Genomic DNA, 16440 nt, shown 5'->3' with positions numbered 1-16440 from the left:
ATGAAGAAGTAAGAAGGGTCAGCGGATGGGGCAGGCGCCCGAGGCGCAGTCCTCATCGATACCGTCCTCGACATGAACCAGGCCGGTGGCCTTGACCCAGTCCTCGTAGTCCTGCTGGGTGATCCGCTCATAGGGTGCGAGCGCGTAGCCCCTTTCCGGGAAGATCGTGCTGCCCTTGAGCCGGGGCAGGTAATCCGCCAGGCCGTCAGCCAAGCTCCTGAAGTCGTAGAGGCTCGGGTCGATGTTCGCGGTGAAGGACACCGCGTTGTCGGCGAACTCCTCCTGGACCATGGCCTGGAAGTTCAGGAGCTGCTCCAGCGAGAGCTCATCGGCGGACTCCACGATGTCGGTTGACCAGCCGGCCGCCTCGACTCGCTCGACTACGGCTTCTTTCGTGGGGATCTCCACAACCCAGGTGTTGGCGGCCTGGGGATCAGGGACGGCGTTGTACCCCGCCTGCATGTAGGCGTCGATCTGCATGGCCTGGGCTGGATCAACGGTGGAGAACCTGATCCTCCTGATGTAGTAGCGGGCGAAGATCGGGTGGATGCCCTCCGTGGTGCCTGGGAGCTTGGCGATCGTCCCGGTGGGTGCCACGGTGGTCACCTTGACGGGCTCCGGGATCCTGAGCTGGAAGGCGTACTCCCGCGCCTCATCCCGGATGACCTCCTTCAGCTTGCGGAGGATGTCTCGGACGAAGGGCATGTCCGGGGCCAAGCTGTAGGGGATGCCGAGGAGGGCCAGGGCCTCCTGGACCCCGAACAGCCCGACGCCGATCCTCCTGTTCTTGGCGAGAATCGCGGCCTGCTTGGGGTCGTTGACGTCGCCGAAGGTTGCCCTGATCAGGAATCTGGTCATCAACCGCGCGGCCTTCTCCGCTTCGGCGTACATGAACTTGCGGTCGGAGTTGACGAAGCTCGCCAGGTTGAGGTGGCCGAGGTTGCAGTTCTCGAAGGGCTCCAGGGCGATCTCACCGCAGGGGTTCGTCGCGAAGACCTCTCCCACCTCGCCTACCTGGGACAGGCTCTGGTTCCAGACGCCGGGCTCCCCGTTGGCGAGCATGCCCTTGGCGATCAGCTCCAGGAGGTCCCACGCGATCTTGTGCATGGCGCCCGTGCGATGACCGTTCAGGGCTCTGATGAACTCGTCGTCGATGATGACCGAGATGTTGGTCGTCCAGTGATCATCCTCGGCCTTGCACTGGATGAAGTCCTGGATGAAGGGGTCATTCCAGGGCAGCATCGCCATCCTGGCCGAGCGCCGGTTGCCGCCGGCCACCACGCACTGGGCGATGGCGTGGTCAATCGCCATGGCGTCCAGCGGAGTGAGCCAGGCGTCACCATCCACGGGGTTGCCTGCCGACCGCCGCTTGTTCAGGACCTCGGCGACCTGCTGGAGCATTCGGGCCAACGGCGCCGGCCCTGAGGCCGTGCCCCCGAAAGTCTTCAACCGGCTGCCAGCGCAGCGCACGTTGGAGACGTCGAAGACGCGGTCGGCGTGTGCCGTGTCCAGGCGCTGGTAGGCGTCGAGTAGGTCCGAAAGGGCGTCGGCCCAGCCCTCCCGGGAATCGTCCACGACGAGGGGCCAGTCCCACTCATGGCTGAACTCCTCGGACAGGAGGCCCTCGGCCTTCATCGTCTCGTAGTCCGGGTGGCTTGGGTCGCACACGATGTGGACGGCCAGCTTGTGCTTCACCGGCCCGTACTGCCAGAGGTTCTCGGAGGCATAGTTCGAGCCAACTCCCCCGCCCTCCATGAGGCGGAGGAACGTGAACTCGAAGTGCTCGCTGAAGCGCTCCGTCCAGCCCGAGGTGTGGCAGTTGAAGAGGTACTGCCGCCCCTTCACACCCGAGGCCCAGAGGTGCCGGCCTGCCGGGAGGATGGAAAGGTTTCCCATCAGCTCGGTCAGCCCGTATAGCTCGCTGAGGTAGGCGTGGTGGTCTCGATCCTCCCACGGGATGAGGTTGAGGTTCCCTGCCACCACCCGATCTACGGTCTCGGACCAGACCTCCTTGGTGCCGTCGGCCTTGGTGCGGCTGTACGTGCGCTCGTACACGGTCTGGCCAGTGGGTCCGAAGGTGAAGTCGGTCAAGTCAGTGCCCCTCGTTCTTGATGGACTGGGAAGTGCTGTTGGTCATGGCTCGACGAGAGCCGGGGCCCTCGTTCGCGGACCGGCCTCGGTTGAGGTGGCGGTTGAGCTGCTCGGTTACCTTGTCCACCGCCTCGCCGACGCGGCGGTGATCGGGCTCAGGGAGTCCCAGGTCTTCCGGGCCGAAGGCGGCGAGGATGATGTCGTGGACCTTCGGCTTGACCTTGCTCAGGGCGTCCTTGAGGTCGCGCAGGTTCACCCAGACGCTCTTGGCCTCGACGCCCGTGCCGAAGTTTTCGTCCTTGCTGGGGGTCTCGTACGCCTCGGGGTTGTAGTAGAACTCCTTCAGCAATGCCCGGACTTCCATGGGCGTGTAGACGACCTCGGAGCTGGTGATCATGTAGGCGTAGCTCTCGCGTTCGCAGTACTCACTGGCCCTCTCAGAAAGAAGGAAGTGGAGTACGTCGTACTCGCTGCGGCCATGATCGGGCGCCTGGTCGAGCTTCTTGTTGAAGTGCTCCCAGCGCTCCATGGCCTTGGCGGTGACCTCGGATGCGAGGTTCTCCGCATCCACGACGGCGTAGGTCCGGGCGAACTTCTTGCCGACCGCCGCAGCGGCCTCCATCAGGAGGTCGATGCGCTCGGGCGTGATATCGATGTCGTTCACTACCATCCTCATAGATCTGGGCATGCTTAAGCCGTCGGGGCGAACTTGCCGTTCGGCCCTCGCTTGATGACGCCGTGCGTCTGCCCCTCAACCACGAAGGAGCCGTCCGGCCAGACATCGATGGCGACAGGGCTGACCATGTACTTGTCCACGTACAAGAGCCCGAAGCCCTGCTGCCAGTTGGCTACGCCGCCGGGGCCGAGGTACTGGGTCTGCTTGTTGTCCATGAGGCAGCCAACCTCGAAGCCCCAGCGCCTGGTGGGCTTACCCCCGATGTACTGGGAGGTGTGCCGCCTGATCCCGAGTCGATGGGTGTGTCCCATGACCACGTTGGTGCCCGCCTTCATGGCGTGGTTGAAGGCACTGGTGCCGGCGATCTGGGACATGCCCTTGATCTCGTGGCCGTGGATTAGGACGGTCTCCGGACCGATCTGGTGGAAGGGCTTGATGTGCTCGACGCCGAATCCGTCGAAGTCCAGCAGCTTCGAGAAGTGGAAGTCGTCCGAGAACTCGGCCAGGGCCGGGGCATTCTGCGCGAGGTAGACCCGCGGCCTCTCGTCGTGATTTCCCTCCAGGATGCCGATGGGCCCGCTGTAGACAGCTCGGAGGGGTTCAAGGAAGTTCTTCTTCCCGTACTCGGAGTGCTTCGTGACGAGCTGCTCGAACTCAAAGCGAGTGCCCCTGGACCACCTCGATGGCGTCGGGTAGTCCATGAGGTCGCCGATCTGGTAGACGGCGTCCGGCTGGTACTCACCGATGAACTGGATGACGTTCTTGAGGGCTCGCTTGTCCTCGAACGGCAGTTGCACGTCCGATATCACGCATATTCGTTGTGTCAGTCCCACAGGCCCTCCTTGGCCAGCTTGTCCACGGTGTCCACGTACATGAAGGTCCAGCCCCCGATGTGCGTAGCCCAGTGGGTCTCGGCCGTCTTCTGACGGTGGAAGGGGCAGCCCTTCTCGCACCACAAGCCGTGGCGCTGCCTCTTCTTGTGGAGCCTGAGCAGCGCCTGCTTGAGCTGAGGTGACAGGGTGGTGCTCATGCCGCCACGGATCCTTCGTCGTCCAGGGCGTCGTCATCCCAGACGAAGCCGATGTTCAGAAACAGGTCGTAGGAGTTGGGGAGCTCGGGGTCTTTCCAGACCATGAGGCGCCCGCCCTGGATGCCGATGGCCTCGCCATCGTCCAGAACTTCCGCGACCAGCCGAGTGAGAATGACCTCGATCTCTCCCTCGGTAGGGACCGTCAGCCCCCTGTCGGTGTGGTACTTCCAGCCTTTGGCCTCGAAGAGGCCGGACAGTTCCTCCGGGGTCAGGGCGAACTCGCCGGTGATCCTCACTTGAATGCCTTCCGGTTGGTGTGCATCAGGGCAATTCCGACGAGCTTGATGGCCTGGTCCTCGTCGAAGCCGAGGCCCCTCAGTTCGGAGAAGGCATCCCAGACGTCCTGGGCACTCTCAGCGATGTCGAGGTTCTTGATGATCAACGAAGCCCCCTGGCGGCGTCACGGATCGAGGTCCAGTCCGTAGGCGCGAAGTAGTCCGCGGGGGCGTTGGCTACAGGCGGGTCCACGAGAACCTGCTCAGGCTTGGAGTGCCGGCCTGCGTCCTGCTCGTATCCGGTGAAGGCCGCGTTCAGGGCCTTCTCCATGAGCCCGAGCTTGTAGCGCAGCATCACGTTGTAGGCGATGCCGTCCTCGACCTCCTCCCGGGCGTACTGGATCAGCTCCCGGAAGGACATCCGCTCGAACTTCTGCTCCGAGCCCTGGTCGTACTGCTCCTTGCCGACGCCCAGGATGCGGCTCTGGACCGCGACCACGGCTGCCATAACTTCCTTGGCGAGGTCCTCGCTGGTCATGCAGTTACCATCCTCTTGTATGTGGGCATGGCTAGGCCCCGAGCTTTGCTCGGAGTCCATCTCTGCCATGCAGGCTGAAGTAAGAAGTAACGTCCCCGCCCGTCATCGGGATCGGGCGGACATTGTCCAGGCCGCTGTTGGCGACCTTGGCCACCAGCTCGCGGCCGGCCTCGTCGTCATCGTGCAGGATGAAGACGGCGTCGAACTGAACGACGAGCCGGCGCCAGATCGGGTCCCAGGCGTTGGCACCGGGGATGCCTACGGCTGGTAGGCCGCACTGGATCGCCATGGCCCGATCGAACTCGCCTTCCGTGATGACGATGTTGCGTGTGCCCCACTCCAAGGCGTCCGTTCCGTACGGCCGGGGGATGTCCCCCGCGACGGATAGGTACTTGGGTCCGTTACCGTCCCCGAGCCTGCGGAAGCGGATGCTGATGCACTCTCCCGACGGGGTGAGATACGGGATCGAGAGATAGCCCCTCAGGTGCTCATGGCCGGGTTCAGGAGAACGGACGACGCCGAACCGGTGGCTTGCGATCGTCTCCTCGGTGAGGAGCCTCTCGGGCCCCGTCAGATACGCCAAAGCCTCGTCGTCGAGCTGGTCGGCGTACAGCCGTGATGTCATCTCCGTAAACGTCCTGGAGGACAGACTGGGGACTATCGCCTTCATCGAGATCTACCCTCCTTACCAGGGTGATTGCATTGCCCTTGACGCCGCACCCGTTGCAGTTGAACGCGCCGTAGCAGACCGAGGCCGATGCGTGTGAGTCGTCATGGAAAGGGGCAGCGCATCTTGCGCCACCTGCCGTTCTCCTCGACGTGGGGGACGTCCCCGCCGAAGTGCTCCAGGAGCGGGGTGATGGGGATCTCTTCCAGCGCTGCCAACCTCCTGTATTTGGGCGTGCGAAATCAACGCCTCTTCCTGCGCTGACGAGAGTTGTTGTTCGCCTCCTCCGATGCGTAGCGCCTGCCAATGGCGGTGATGGCGGGAGGATTCTCCAGGTAGTCGGCGGCCCGACGAAGGATGTCTGGGTTGTCCCGGGCAGCCGTTAGGAGCCTGGAGTTGCAGAGACGACACAGCAGGCCGCGGACGACGCTGTCTCGGTGGTCGTGATCGACGCTGAGGCGCTGACGCCGTGTGCCCTCGCAGATGGCACAGGCACCGGCCTGGTACGAGAAGAGGGTGTCGTACTCGCCAGGCAGCAGGCCGTACGTCTTGCCAACCCGCCTGCGGTGGGTGGCGTCGCTACGGGACTTCTTGCTACAGGTGGTGCAGATCTTCCCGCGAGGCCCGGAGAAGAACTTGGCCTGGCGCCTCTTCCCGCACTTACTGCATGGTCTCGACGAAGTCGCGCTGGAAGTCGTCCCAGACGTCATCAGATACTCCATAGGTTGACGCCGGCATCGGCTTCTCATCAAGATCGGTGATCAGCATGCGGTCCAGGTCAGCCTGGAGAGTGACGCTCAGGCCGCCCGAGGCGTCCGCTCTACCCGAGCGGTTCTTCAGCACGTAGGCCCCGAGGGGTCGTCCCGTGGTGAGGTAATCGTCGGTGTAGGCCAGCCCAATCACGAGCGTCTGGAGCTTGGTGATCTTTCCCCGGGTGTCCTTCAGCTTAAGTGGCTGATCACCGCTCTCTGCGTCCCCCACGACGTGGTGGAGGACTGTCACCTGAGCCTCTGTCTTCCTGGCCATATCGACCAGGAAGCTCATGGTGTTCTCCTGACCAGCGAAGCCCTCTCCCCCGCTCTCGTCGAAGACGTTGACCAGGTTGTCCAGAACGAGGATTTCCGGCCACTCTCCGTACATGTATGCGTACGCAAGTACCTCCTCCTCAATGTGCTGGAGGCTCGGCGAAGCGTCGAAGTCGAACCATACGTTGGTGAATTCACGCAGCGCGCGGTCGTACTTCTCGCCCTTTCCGGCCTTGTAGGCGTTCTCGATTTCCGCCACTGGGTCGCCAGTCAGGATGGCCGCAGCGCGGAATGCCTGCGTGACCTCGTCGCTGTCGGCGCTCATGTAGATGCCCTTGGCTCCAGAGCGGATGGCCAGGTTCAGCGTGAAGGCGCTCTTACCGACGCCCGGGGCGGCGACCACCATGGCGACCTGGCTGCGTCTGAAGTGGACGCCTAGGTCGGCCAGGGACTGCCAGACCGTGGGAATAGGCACGCCCGCGTCCTTGGCCTTACGCTTTGCGTGGCTAAGCAGCAGCAGAGCGGCCACCTCCCGTCAGCGGGCAGTAGGGAGACACGCCGCAGGTGCGGCAGGCGTCCCCAGGGTTGGGTAGGAAGTGCCTCCGCTCCTCCATCTCGACTGCTCGACGGAACCACCGACCAATCCACACCAGATCGAGAGTGGTTAGGTCGATGGGACTCGTCGGCTTGGCTTCCTTCGTCATGAAGAAGTCGCCCCAGGTGACGTCCTCACCGAAGATCTCGTTCACCGCCTGGCGGTAGACGATCAACTGGAAGGGAACCTGTGGCGCCTTGCTGCCGGTCTTGATGTCCCGTACGAGAATCTGGCCGGTCTCGACGTCTCTCAGGACCAGATCGATGTAGCCCCGGACGGTAACGCCCTCGAACTCGATCTCGAAGCCGACCTCGGCGGCCGGTGAGCCGTCGGGCAGTTCGTAGGGCACCAGGCGCTTGTCCAGCAGGTTGTGCCTGATGTAGTCGGCGACCTGTCCGATGCCTCCTTCGTAACGGTCCTCCAGGTCCTTCTGAACCTTCTTTCGACCTCCCACGAGCCACCTGGTGCGGTCGGGGAACTTCTCGTCGGCCTTGGCGATCTCGTGCCGCCAGCTCTCCTTGAAGACCTCGACGGCGTCCATGACGCCCATGGTCCGTCCGGACTTCTCCCAGGCATCGGCCGCCTCATGGACCGCGATGCCTCCGATGGTCCAGCCGGCCGGGAGGGAAGGGAGCTTCTCGATCCTCTCCAGCTCGAAGGCCGTTCCACATCGAGCGATGCTCGTGAGCCTCGACACGGATGTTCGTCTCACGTTGCCAACCTCCTATATGTAGGCATGCGTCAAGCCGCTTCCTTCCAGATGTTGATGTAGCAGTTCTCCTCGTCCTCGTCACCGAGGAAGACGTCCCTGAGCCGGGCGTCTTCCGGCAGGCGCTGGAGGGCTTTGATCAGTCCGGCCACGGTAGCCCGGCCCTGGTTGGCCTGAATCTCGTAGTAGTCCCCGTCCTGGTGGTTGGCCTGCGAGATGGTGATGTCCTCCGAGCCCCAGAGGGTCCTGGGCTCGCCGAGGGTGAGAAGGTTAGGGCCGATCAGCATGCAGTTACCATCCTCATGTTGAAGGGGATAGAAAAAGCGGCCTCCCCATTGAGGCCGCCACCAGGTACTACTTGTTGTTCTGTAGAGCCACTCGAACTTCCGCGAGAACCATGCCGATGTGCGAATCGCCATCGGCCGGCTTCTCGAAGAAGCCTTTGTCTCGGTCGTAGTCGATGTCTAGGTTGGCTTCGTCGAGGCGGGTGGCCCATCGCAGCGCAGTGTTGAGCTTGGCAAGCGGGATCGACTGGCCTTGGACGACCTTGGAGAGGTTCCTCAGGGCCGTGATGGGCCCCGTCTGGGAGTGCTCTCTCAGGACGGTCCATGGGACGTACTTCTTGTGGCTGAGGGTCTTCTTCTGCAAGCCGATCGCCTCGACGGCCTGCTGCACACCACCCACGGAGACTCTGAAGTGCGTCGCGATCGCTTGGTAGGTCTCGCCTGCCTCGATCATCTGCCTCAGGACCTGTCGATCGATCTGCCTATCCGCCATTTCATCTCCTCCATGCAGGTGAACAGAGTTAGCTAGTCAGCTTACCAACCTAGTATAACTTTCACTGCCACATACTGCAACGGATCCGGTGCTCGCGCCAGTACGTGGGCTACCACACTCCATGTACTCGAACAGAACCGGATCCCATGTGAGGTTCCAACCCAGTGCCGGTCTTGCCTGCGGGTGCAGGCCCACGGTTTTCGGTTGCATGTTCCACAGAACCTTGGGACGTGTTGACTGGGGCGCGGCGAATGACAGCCGTCTTTATATCTCCACCTCACGAGGACTAGACTCTCCCACCTTTCGATGAGAGCTACCTGCCCCGGACCGTTCTTCTGGCGACGGTGCCCACAGTTATCTGAAGTTACGTGCGCGTCTCCACCCTGAGTCCCGGGCTAGCCGTTCCTCGGTGGTGCGCTTACAGTTTACCATCCTCTTACGAGGATGGTAATTCAGTTCCTTCGGAGGCTGCGATGCCCCTCAGGGGGCTTACAACCGTCCGTCCCTCCCCGAATACCCAAGGAGGGACGTTCGTCCGTCTCCGTCGATCTCAGCCCCTTCTAGAGGCGTCCCTCGGTGGCGACATGGAAGAGACTACCAGACTCATGGACGAGCTGCCAACCTAGTACAAGCGACTACTTTCTGTGATCGAACGCAAGACAGCCCCCGGCCTGGGGGCGACCGGGGGCTATGGCGGCGAGATCAGGTGTGTGACTAGCTCTCGCTAGCTTGCTCGTCCACGAGGGCCGAGAGCTCCTTCGCCGGGATTCCCATGGCTTTGCTCACCAGCTCGGGCAAGATGCCGAGGTGAAGATGGAAGAAGGATTCGCCTTCCCTGCTGCGCGTGGGCGGGGGGTTCGCCGGCGGCTCGTACCGGACGATGGGAAGCCTGTTTGGATCTGAGGCGTCCACCCAGGCGCGACCGCCCGGCAGGACCTTGACGAACCGAGCGACGACCCCGGAGTCCCGGAGGAAGGCATTCCTCTCCACAACTTCCAGGCTGTCCCAGTACTCCCGCCACGTCTCGCCCGTGGGCACCCATTCGGTACGCGTGGGCAGTATGGGAAGTTGTTCGAGCTCTGCGATGCGCTCGTCCAACGCCTCCAGGCTGCGCTGGGCCGCCGTTCTGGCTGCACTTGACCGTGCGGTAGCCAGTTGGGCCGAGACAGCTTCGTAGTTGGCTTGGAGGTCCTTTAGCTCCTCGGTGTGATCCTCACCAGGGAGCCGCCTTTCTACCAAGCGTGGAAAATCCTCAAGCACTCCTAGCAGTTGGTCGATGACCAGGGGTTCGGCCTCTCGCGCCTTGACCATCCGGTTTCCGCAGGCCCGTGTTTGGATGGAGCCACACTTGTAATAGCTCACTCCACTGGAGTTGGCGTTCTCGTACATGGGTTGGCCACATATCGCGCAGAACAGCACCCTGAGCAGTAGGGAGGCGTTGGATCTGCTGCCGGACCTCTTCATTGAGCGACCGTCTAGAGCCTCCTGAAGCTGGTCCCAGTCGGACTGGGAGACAAGGGGCTGAGCTCGTCTGACCGGTAGGCCGTCTGCGCCTCTCACGACCTCCTCGGGACCTCTCCCGTCGCCTCCCTTGAAGACCTGCTGTCCCAGAAGATTCCGGGACCGGAGAATCTCGGTTAGGCCCGCAGGGTTCCAGGGGCGGAATGCCATTGGCGGGTGCCATTTGCCGTTCCGCATCCGGAGGAGGTCTTTGGAAGTGGGAACTCCCTGCATGGTGAGGTCGCGCGCTTGTGAGCGGATTGAGTGCCCTGCTAACACTCGACGGACAACACTCTGAATGATCGGAGCGTATACAGGATCGTGGGTCAGCCACCAGCCGGTGGGTGTCTCCACTGCCATGTAGCCAAAGGGTACGGGGCCGCCTGGATGGCGGCCGAGTTGGCGCATGTACTTCTTGGCCTCGGAGGTTCGATCGGAGATGGATTGCGCCTCCATCTGCGCAGCGAAGGCGAAGATCATCATGATCAGCTCCGACACGATGTCGGACGACAGATCGAAGGTGACTGGCCCGCCGCCAGGCCCCTCTACGAATGCCAGTACTTTGCGGTTCTGCTTGGCCCATTTCGCCAGTTCGGCCATGTCCGCCATGGAGCGGACAGCCCTGTCTTGCTTGGGCCAGAGGACGACGTCGAACTCGTGGGACCTCTCGTTGAGCCACGCGCCGAGGACCGGCCGCTCGAACGGACTGGTCTTGGTCGCAGATACGTCTAGGTCGATGGCCTCGCCTACGACGGTCCAACCTCGGCGTTCGGCCTCGATCCGGTCGGCGAGGAGTTGTCGTTCTGGGCTGGTCGTCTCGTCGGTGAGCACCGACAGGCGGACGGCGAGCAGCGCACGCATTGAACTACCCTTCGTAACAGGCTGCCTCGCAGGCAGCGTCCTATGCTACGGGTATCTGTCAAGTACTGGCAGCCGTACAAGTACACGCGCGTGGCGGGCGACGTGAACGGCCTCCCGGTCGCCGACTTCCCCGACTGGATGGTCGCCCTGGGCCGCCGCGCCTTCACAGCGGCGTACGGCGAGCCCGGCGACGACTACACACCCGACACGGCGTTGATCAACTTCTATGACGACCAGGCCAGAATGGGCATGCACCAGGACAAGGACGAACGATCCGCCGCCCCGGTGGTGTCGTTGAGCATCGGCGACGACTGCCTGTTCCGCTTCGGCAACACGGAGACGCGCGGCAGGCCGTACACCGACGTGCGACTCGGCAGCGGCGACCTGTTCGTCTTCGGCGGCCCTTCCCGCTTCGCCTACCACGGCGTCCCCAAGGTCTACCCGGGCACCGGAGACCCCGCCACCGGCCTGACCTCGGGCCGCCTCAACATCACCATGCGGGTGACCGGTCTGTGACGTAGTGTCGCCATAACCCGTCAGCGTCCTGTCAGTGGCAGCGCATGTCGAACCCGGCTTCGTGATATCCGTCGAAGAACTCCACGATGACGCCCTTATACCCGTCCCGCCATGATCCGCTCGGGTTGACGTACACGGTGCCGGAGAGCTCGCGACCCTCGACACCCTCGACCACAGCGGACTCGTAGTAGCGCGCGATCTCGGCGTCCGGCAGCTTGGTGAGCAGAGACATGCGGACCAGATAGTCGCAATGATTGCTGTTGCCGGACTGAATACCCACTGTGCCCTGCACGCTGGGATCGCCTTGCTCCGTGTCTGTTGGGAGCGGGAGCATGCTCACCCGCTCCTCCAGCCGGGCCAGCCTCTCGTCGTTGCGCCACTCGGGGACCTTGAACACCAGGGCGTAGGCGACGACGGAGGCGAGGAGCGCCAGGCACACGAAGAACGGCCACCTGCTTCGCTGTTTCGGTAACGCCTCTGGGGCCGCCTCGATCAGCACCATGCCATCCTCCAGAACGCTCGTCGGGTGATCACCATTCAACAACCCGCACCGGTGGTTGCGCGGATGCCGCAAGGACACGGCCGAGCCGGGGCGCCTGCCGACCACTGTCAATGAGTTCAACGGCGACGGCGAGCCGATCGAGACCGAGGAGCCCTGCGGCCAGCGACCCCAACCCGGCTATCGCCTGGCCGGGGTGCCGGACAGCCCGGCGGCGTAGTCGGGATGTCGTCGAGAAGCGCGCGATGAGCCGCTGAACCGAGCCTGAGCTGGGCTTTCGGAAGGGCTGAACCTGCTGGTCATCCAGGCCGACCTAAGCGCGTGCGTACCGGGGCGGCACGGGCGCGTACGGGTTCAAAGGGCGATGGGGCCGAGGTCACGGGCGGTCTCGGCGAAGTCCCTGATCAGGGTGGTCTCGGTGGCGGTGCGCCAGATGAGTGCCCAGCGGGCCAGGGGGGCGTCGCGGATGGGCACGTAGATGTGGTCGGGCCGGGCGTAGTAGCGAATGGAGTGTGCGAAACACGGTGAGACGGCCTCGCCGTTCGAGAGGAGGGGGATCATCTCGGCAGAGGTGGTGACGGTGGGGCCGACCCGAATCGGACGCCCACTGGGCGTGTGGGTGGGGACAAGCCAGTCGCGCCAGTAGTCCGGCCGGGCTCCGCCGAAGACGATCTCGTCGCCGAGGTCTTCGTACGACACCGATTCCCGCTCGGCCAGCCGGTGGCCGGGGCCGACCACGAGCACGACCGGTTCGGTGCAGACGACGGGGCCTACGGTGAGGTCGCTCTCCCGGACGGGTAACCAGGCGATCAGCAGGTCGATGTCTCCGGAGCGCAGCAGTCTGAAGGGATCGGCGAAGCCGGCGTAGCGGAGTTGGAGGTCGCATTCGGGGTTGCGGCTCTTGAAGGCGTCGAACAGCGGGCGCAGGTCCTGGGGGTTTTCGTTGACCATGCCCAGGCACAGCACGTTCGACTTGCCGCGGGCGGTCAGGGCGGCGCGTTCGATGCCGTCTAGCAGCCCGCGGTACATCGGCTTGATGTCGTCGAAGAGCTGCTGTCCGATGGGGGTGAGCGCCACGCGGCGGTTGTCGCGTTCGAACAGGGCGGCGCCGACGCGGCGTTCCTGCTTCTTGATCGCCTGGCTCACGCGGGCCGGCGTCACGTGCAACCGTTCCGCCGTACGGCCGAAGTGCAGCTCTTCGCAGAGGGTCAGGAAGATCTCGATATCGCGAAGTTCCACACGGCCCCGTTCGTTGTTTAGTGAGAGGTTAAGGCACGGTACCGAATCCGGCGTTGTCGTCGCGGATGGCCTGGCGGCACGCTGGTCGCGTGAACATCATCGCTTCCGCGGTGACGCTGAACGTTGACGACGTGGCGGCGTCCAGTGCTTTCTTCACCGCCCACCTGGGCTTTCACGAGTCGGTGGCGAATGGGGCATATGCCTGTCTTGTCCGGCCGGACACCACCGCCGACATCGTGCTGCAACTGCGAGAAGCCGGAGAGCGGCCCGCGACCGGGGTCGTGGTGACCTTCACCGTCACCGACGTCGCCGCCGAGCACGACCGGCTCGTGCGTGAGGGGGCCGCCGTCAGCGTGCCGCTGCGCAAGGAGCCCTGGGCGGAGCGGCTGTTCGAGTTGACCGACCCCAACGGCATCGTGGTCCGGCTCGTCGAATGGACGGCGCCGGCCGGCGCCTGAGCGCCATGGCCAGGCATGCGGCAGAGCCCGGCAAGACCAGTAGAGCAATCCACACCGGACTGAGTGCCATGTGCGCAGAGCAAGAACACATACCCGAAAGGACGTTGAGACATGTCAAAGATCGCCAGCTGGGACATGAAAGGCAACTGGCAAAGCACGGGCGCTTGGGAGACCCAGGGACGCTGGGAAGAGCACCAGCGCGCCCAGCTGTCCAAGGCGGGGCTGCAACGGATGCGTGAGGTGCTGAGCGGCCACGTCGCGTCCGGCGCGGTTCCCGGCCTGGTCGCGCTGGTCAGCCTCGGAGACGACACGCACATCGAGGCGATGGGCACGATGCACGTGGGCGGCGCCGAGCCGATGCGGCGGGACACGCTCTTCCGGATGGCGTCGCTGACCAAGCCGGTCACGGCCACGGCGGTGATGATCCTCGTCGAGGAATGCCGGCTGCGGCTGGACGACCCGGTCGACGAGTGGCTGCCCGAGCTCGCGAACCGCCAGGTGCTCGCCCGGATCGACGCCCCGCTGGACGAGACGGTGCCCGTGGCCCGGCCGATCACCGTACGCGATCTGCTGACCTTCACCTTCGGCTTCGGGGTCGTGCTGGCGCCGCCGGACACGTACCCGATCCAGACCGCGATCCGCGAGCTCGGCCTGGACACCACCTCGCCGGACTTCGGGCCGGAGGAGTGGATCCGGCGGCTCGGGACACTGCCGCTGATGCGTCAGCCGGGCGAGCTGTGGCAGTACCACGTCGGGTCCGACGTGCTCGGCGTGCTCGTCGGCAGGGTGACCGGGCAGTCATTGGAGGAGTTCGCGCGCGAGCGGCTGTTCGGGCCGCTCGGTATGAAGGACACCGGCTTCCATGTGCCCGCCGACCAGATCCACCGGCTGCCCACCAGCTACGCGCACGACCCCGAGACCGGCGAACCGGTGGTCTGGGACGAGGCCGCAGGCGGGAAGTACAGCCGCCCGCCGGTTTTCCAGGCCGGCGGCGACGGGCTGGTGTCGACCGTCGAGGATTACCACGCGCTTTACCGGATGCTGCTCAACAAGGGGACCTTGAACGGCGAGCGGATCCTTTCCCCGGCCTCGGTCGCGCTCATGACGATGGACCACCTGACGCCGGAACAGAAGGCTGAGAAGGACGCCTTCGGCGACCACTTCGGCCGGCACGGCGGCTTCGGCTTCGGCATGGCGGTCCGCACCCACCGCCGCGACCTGGCCTCGCCGGGCCAGTTCGGCTGGGACGGCGGCCTCGGCACCACCGCGTACGCCGACCCTGCCGAGGACCTCGTCGGCATCCTGCTGACGCAGAGCGCGATGGACTCCGTCCACACGCCCCGCCTCCACCGCGACTTCTGGACCACCGCCTACCAGACAACCGGGTAAAGCCCCGAATGTGATTCAGGTCATGGAATGAGTGTGCACTTCGGCCAGGAGCGTTATCGGCACGGTTCCTATCGTTGGTCCATCAGAGCAGTCATGACCATCGAAAAGGAAAACGTCATGTCGATTAAGCGCCGGATGTTAATCCTGGCCGCAGGCGCTGCCGCCGCCGGTACGATTCTCGCCGGATCTGCCACCGCCGCCAATGCCGCACCCTCGCACACCATTAAAACGTTGGCGAACATCTGCGTCAGCGCTCCCGTCATCGGGACCACGTGCGCCCCTCTCAGCCCGCCGCCGGTCAATGTGCTGGACTCCGGCCGACCCACTGCGGTCAATGTGCTCCAAGTAACGTCCGGCGCGTTCACCGGAAAGATCGAGCTCAAGGCCCAGATCGACGCGGCAGGCGTCGTCCGCCATCAGCTCGTTTCCGCGCGGCTGCTCCAGAACGGCAGCCTGGTGGCCAGCCCGCTCTCCACCTCGCCTACGATCGTCCAGCCCATCGGCGGCCCCACCAACCTTGCCGGAGGGACCATCAGCGGGTCGGGAGGCAGCATGGTTTTCGGGGCCAGCACCGAGATCCTCAATTGAAGCCCAGCCATACCGGCTGACGCAAAGGCTTGTCGGACGCGGTTCGACCCTCGCCGTCTGACCCTGGAAACGCCCGTGCGTCAGCGGGCGGCGAAGTCCTGCGTCCAGTAGAGCTGTCCCTGCGCGTCCTTGGCCGCGCCCACCCCGATGAGGGTGTACGAGCAGTTCATGATGTTCTGCCGGTGGCCAGCGCTGTTCATCCAGGTTTTGACCACCTCGGCCGCCGATCGCTGACCCATGGCGATGTTCTCGGCCCAGGCCGAGCCGGTGAAGCCGGTCGCGCGCATGCGGTCGACCATGTCGCGGCCGTCCTGAGAGTCGTGGTCGAAGTAGTCGTTCTTCGCCATGTCGGCTGAGTGCCCGAACGCGGCCTTGCGCAGCCGCGCGTCATGCTTGAGGGGGTGGCAGCCGCCCTTGGCCCGCTCGGCGTTGGCCAGCCGGACGACGTCGTTCTCCAGTGCCGTGCCGACGGACGTGATGGACGCCTTCCTCTCAGGAACCGTCGGCGCCTTCGTCTCCCGCGTTGCGCGGCTGGGGGTGACGCACGTCAGCCGTACGGCCTTGGACCTGGCGGTGCCGCCCCGGTAGTCCGTGGCGACCGCGTAGTACGTGCCCGGCGCGCAGGGCAGTTGCAGGGCGATGCGGCCCTTCCTGGTGGCGCCGCTCTTGACCACCGGATCGGCGCCGGGGACGGCGCGCATGACTCGGATGCGCAACAGCGCCGGGTGCACACAGCCTTGGCGGGTGGCCGAGGTCCGGATCCTGAGCGCGGAGACGTCCGGCCTGACCGCGTTCACGTGGCACTCGTCCGATCCAGGGGTCGGCCGGGGAGCCGGCTGTGCCGGCGTCGACGCCGGTGCCGCGCCGTCCGCAGGCGCGGTCGCCTCGGGCACCGCTCCGGCCGCTCCGCCCGGCGGCAGGTCGGCGGACGGGGTGCAGGCGGCGAGGCTGGCGACGGCGGCGAGTACCCCCAGGGGTCTCAGCATGGGTTCCTCCAGTGGCGGAGC

Annotated in this window: 22 protein-coding genes; 5 read left to right on the top strand and 17 right to left on the bottom strand. The window is 64.6% G+C overall.

Annotated features, from left to right (window positions below):
• Window positions 1-18 precede the first annotated feature (18 nt).
• The 14 genes from nrdJ to AB0B64_RS14780 form a co-directional block, all read right to left on the bottom strand.
• A complete protein-coding gene (gene nrdJ / locus AB0B64_RS14845) occupies window positions 19-2091 on the bottom strand; it encodes a ribonucleoside-triphosphate reductase, adenosylcobalamin-dependent (RefSeq protein WP_358177620.1) in 2073 nt (690 codons plus the stop codon).
• 1 nt (window position 2092) lies between these two features.
• Complete coding sequence (locus tag AB0B64_RS14840) at window positions 2093-2755, bottom strand: hypothetical protein (protein ID WP_358177617.1); 663 nt, start codon at window positions 2753-2755, stop codon at window positions 2093-2095.
• 26 nt (window positions 2756-2781) lie between these two features.
• A complete protein-coding gene (locus tag AB0B64_RS14835) occupies window positions 2782-3576 on the bottom strand; it encodes a metallophosphoesterase (RefSeq protein ID WP_358177614.1) in 795 nt (264 codons plus the stop codon).
• Between the two features lie 14 nt (window positions 3577-3590).
• Complete coding sequence (locus AB0B64_RS14830) at window positions 3591-3797, bottom strand: hypothetical protein (protein WP_358177611.1); 207 nt, start codon at window positions 3795-3797, stop codon at window positions 3591-3593.
• Window positions 3794-4093 (bottom strand): hypothetical protein, encoded by a 300-nt coding sequence (locus AB0B64_RS14825; protein ID WP_358177608.1) that lies wholly within the window; start codon window positions 4091-4093, stop codon window positions 3794-3796. Before AB0B64_RS14825 ends, AB0B64_RS14830 begins: the two co-directional genes overlap by 4 nt.
• Window positions 4090-4239, bottom strand: coding sequence for a hypothetical protein (locus AB0B64_RS14820; RefSeq protein ID WP_358177605.1), 150 nt, complete (start codon window positions 4237-4239; stop codon window positions 4090-4092). The genes AB0B64_RS14825 and AB0B64_RS14820 overlap by 4 nt, the downstream gene beginning before the upstream one ends.
• Window positions 4236-4610 (bottom strand): hypothetical protein, encoded by a 375-nt coding sequence (locus tag AB0B64_RS14815; RefSeq protein WP_358177602.1) that lies wholly within the window; start codon window positions 4608-4610, stop codon window positions 4236-4238. Before AB0B64_RS14815 ends, AB0B64_RS14820 begins: the two co-directional genes overlap by 4 nt.
• A gap of 31 nt (window positions 4611-4641) precedes the next feature.
• The gene (locus AB0B64_RS14810; RefSeq protein ID WP_358177599.1) at window positions 4642-5280 is read right to left on the bottom strand and encodes a hypothetical protein; all 639 of its coding nucleotides are present in this window, start codon (window positions 5278-5280) and stop codon (window positions 4642-4644) included.
• A 239-nt stretch (window positions 5281-5519) separates the two neighbouring features.
• Entirely contained in the window at window positions 5520-5987 is a 468-nt protein-coding gene (locus AB0B64_RS14805; protein ID WP_358177596.1) for an endonuclease VII domain-containing protein, read from the bottom strand.
• The gene (locus AB0B64_RS14800; RefSeq protein ID WP_358177593.1) at window positions 5938-6831 is read right to left on the bottom strand and encodes a hypothetical protein; all 894 of its coding nucleotides are present in this window, start codon (window positions 6829-6831) and stop codon (window positions 5938-5940) included. The genes AB0B64_RS14805 and AB0B64_RS14800 overlap by 50 nt, the downstream gene beginning before the upstream one ends.
• On the bottom strand, window positions 6809-7609 hold the full coding sequence (locus AB0B64_RS14795) for a PD-(D/E)XK nuclease family protein (protein WP_358177590.1): 801 nt from the start codon (window positions 7607-7609) through the stop codon (window positions 6809-6811). The genes AB0B64_RS14800 and AB0B64_RS14795 overlap by 23 nt, the downstream gene beginning before the upstream one ends.
• Before the next feature lie 29 nt (window positions 7610-7638).
• Window positions 7639-7893: a hypothetical protein gene (locus AB0B64_RS14790; RefSeq protein WP_358177588.1), complete on the bottom strand. Its 255-nt coding sequence runs from the start codon at window positions 7891-7893 to the stop codon at window positions 7639-7641.
• 67 nt (window positions 7894-7960) lie between these two features.
• Entirely contained in the window at window positions 7961-8383 is a 423-nt protein-coding gene (locus AB0B64_RS14785) for a hypothetical protein (RefSeq protein WP_358177585.1), read from the bottom strand.
• Between the two features lie 714 nt (window positions 8384-9097).
• Window positions 9098-10744: a recombinase family protein gene (locus AB0B64_RS14780; RefSeq protein ID WP_358177582.1), complete on the bottom strand. Its 1647-nt coding sequence runs from the start codon at window positions 10742-10744 to the stop codon at window positions 9098-9100.
• Window positions 10745-10786: 42 nt separating this feature from the next.
• Here AB0B64_RS14780 and AB0B64_RS14775 point away from each other — a divergent pair, with 42 nt between their 5' ends.
• The gene (locus AB0B64_RS14775) at window positions 10787-11260 is read left to right on the top strand and encodes an alpha-ketoglutarate-dependent dioxygenase AlkB (RefSeq protein ID WP_358177579.1); all 474 of its coding nucleotides are present in this window, start codon (window positions 10787-10789) and stop codon (window positions 11258-11260) included.
• Between the two features lie 31 nt (window positions 11261-11291).
• On the opposite strand, the gene AB0B64_RS14770 is transcribed toward AB0B64_RS14775, so the two are convergent.
• Window positions 11292-11762, bottom strand: coding sequence for a hypothetical protein (locus tag AB0B64_RS14770; RefSeq protein ID WP_357942322.1), 471 nt, complete (start codon window positions 11760-11762; stop codon window positions 11292-11294).
• Between the two features lie 55 nt (window positions 11763-11817).
• Here AB0B64_RS14770 and AB0B64_RS14765 point away from each other — a divergent pair, with 55 nt between their 5' ends.
• Window positions 11818-11979 carry a hypothetical protein gene (locus AB0B64_RS14765; RefSeq protein ID WP_357942320.1) on the top strand — a complete coding sequence of 54 codons (162 nt, stop codon included), beginning with the start codon at window positions 11818-11820 and terminating at the stop codon, window positions 11977-11979.
• 134 nt (window positions 11980-12113) lie between these two features.
• Here the strand turns inward: AB0B64_RS14765 and AB0B64_RS14760 are convergent, their stop codons facing one another.
• Window positions 12114-12998, bottom strand: coding sequence for a LysR family transcriptional regulator (locus tag AB0B64_RS14760; protein ID WP_358177576.1), 885 nt, complete (start codon window positions 12996-12998; stop codon window positions 12114-12116).
• Window positions 12999-13087: 89 nt separating this feature from the next.
• On the opposite strand from AB0B64_RS14760, the gene AB0B64_RS14755 reads away from it, so the two are divergent.
• The 3 genes from AB0B64_RS14755 (at window position 13088) to AB0B64_RS14745 (ending at window position 15433) form a co-directional block, all read left to right on the top strand.
• A complete protein-coding gene (locus AB0B64_RS14755) occupies window positions 13088-13456 on the top strand; it encodes a VOC family protein (protein WP_358177573.1) in 369 nt (122 codons plus the stop codon).
• A gap of 111 nt (window positions 13457-13567) precedes the next feature.
• The gene (locus tag AB0B64_RS14750; RefSeq protein ID WP_357942316.1) at window positions 13568-14845 is read left to right on the top strand and encodes a serine hydrolase domain-containing protein; all 1278 of its coding nucleotides are present in this window, start codon (window positions 13568-13570) and stop codon (window positions 14843-14845) included.
• 93 nt (window positions 14846-14938) lie between these two features.
• Window positions 14939-15433 (top strand): hypothetical protein, encoded by a 495-nt coding sequence (locus tag AB0B64_RS14745; protein ID WP_357942314.1) that lies wholly within the window; start codon window positions 14939-14941, stop codon window positions 15431-15433.
• Window positions 15434-15513: 80 nt separating this feature from the next.
• Here the strand turns inward: AB0B64_RS14745 and AB0B64_RS14740 are convergent, their stop codons facing one another.
• The gene (locus AB0B64_RS14740; protein ID WP_358177570.1) at window positions 15514-16419 is read right to left on the bottom strand and encodes a CAP domain-containing protein; all 906 of its coding nucleotides are present in this window, start codon (window positions 16417-16419) and stop codon (window positions 15514-15516) included.
• Between the last annotated feature and the right edge of the window lie 21 nt (window positions 16420-16440).

Origin of the sequence: Nonomuraea sp. NPDC049129, from assembly GCF_040648495.1 — a bacterium.
In the GTDB taxonomy this organism is placed as follows: Bacteria; Actinomycetota; Actinomycetes; order Streptosporangiales; family Streptosporangiaceae; genus Nonomuraea.
This window is presented reverse-complemented; position numbering and strand designations above follow the sequence as displayed.

What these genes read in the sequence shown, in the direction of transcription:
- AB0B64_RS14830 (WP_358177611.1), bottom strand. Translation starts at nt 3,797, where the DNA reads ATGAGCACCACCCTGTCACCTCAGCTCAAGCAGGCGCTGCTCAGGCTC.
- AB0B64_RS14815 (WP_358177602.1), bottom strand. Translation starts at nt 4,610, where the DNA reads ATGACCAGCGAGGACCTCGCCAAGGAAGTTATGGCAGCCGTGGTCGCG.
- AB0B64_RS14810 (WP_358177599.1), bottom strand. Translation starts at nt 5,280, where the DNA reads ATGAAGGCGATAGTCCCCAGTCTGTCCTCCAGGACGTTTACGGAGATG.
- AB0B64_RS14805 (WP_358177596.1), bottom strand. Translation starts at nt 5,987, where the DNA reads ATGACGTCTGGGACGACTTCCAGCGCGACTTCGTCGAGACCATGCAGT.
- AB0B64_RS14790 (WP_358177588.1), bottom strand. Translation starts at nt 7,893, where the DNA reads ATGCTGATCGGCCCTAACCTTCTCACCCTCGGCGAGCCCAGGACCCTC.
- AB0B64_RS14785 (WP_358177585.1), bottom strand. Translation starts at nt 8,383, where the DNA reads ATGGCGGATAGGCAGATCGATCGACAGGTCCTGAGGCAGATGATCGAG.
- AB0B64_RS14780 (WP_358177582.1), bottom strand. Translation starts at nt 10,744, where the DNA reads ATGCGTGCGCTGCTCGCCGTCCGCCTGTCGGTGCTCACCGACGAGACG.
- AB0B64_RS14775 (WP_358177579.1), top strand. Translation starts at nt 10,787, where the DNA reads ATGCTACGGGTATCTGTCAAGTACTGGCAGCCGTACAAGTACACGCGC.
- AB0B64_RS14770 (WP_357942322.1), bottom strand. Translation starts at nt 11,762, where the DNA reads ATGGTGCTGATCGAGGCGGCCCCAGAGGCGTTACCGAAACAGCGAAGC.
- AB0B64_RS14750 (WP_357942316.1), top strand. Translation starts at nt 13,568, where the DNA reads ATGTCAAAGATCGCCAGCTGGGACATGAAAGGCAACTGGCAAAGCACG.
- AB0B64_RS14745 (WP_357942314.1), top strand. Translation starts at nt 14,939, where the DNA reads ATGACCATCGAAAAGGAAAACGTCATGTCGATTAAGCGCCGGATGTTA.
- AB0B64_RS14740 (WP_358177570.1), bottom strand. Translation starts at nt 16,419, where the DNA reads ATGCTGAGACCCCTGGGGGTACTCGCCGCCGTCGCCAGCCTCGCCGCC.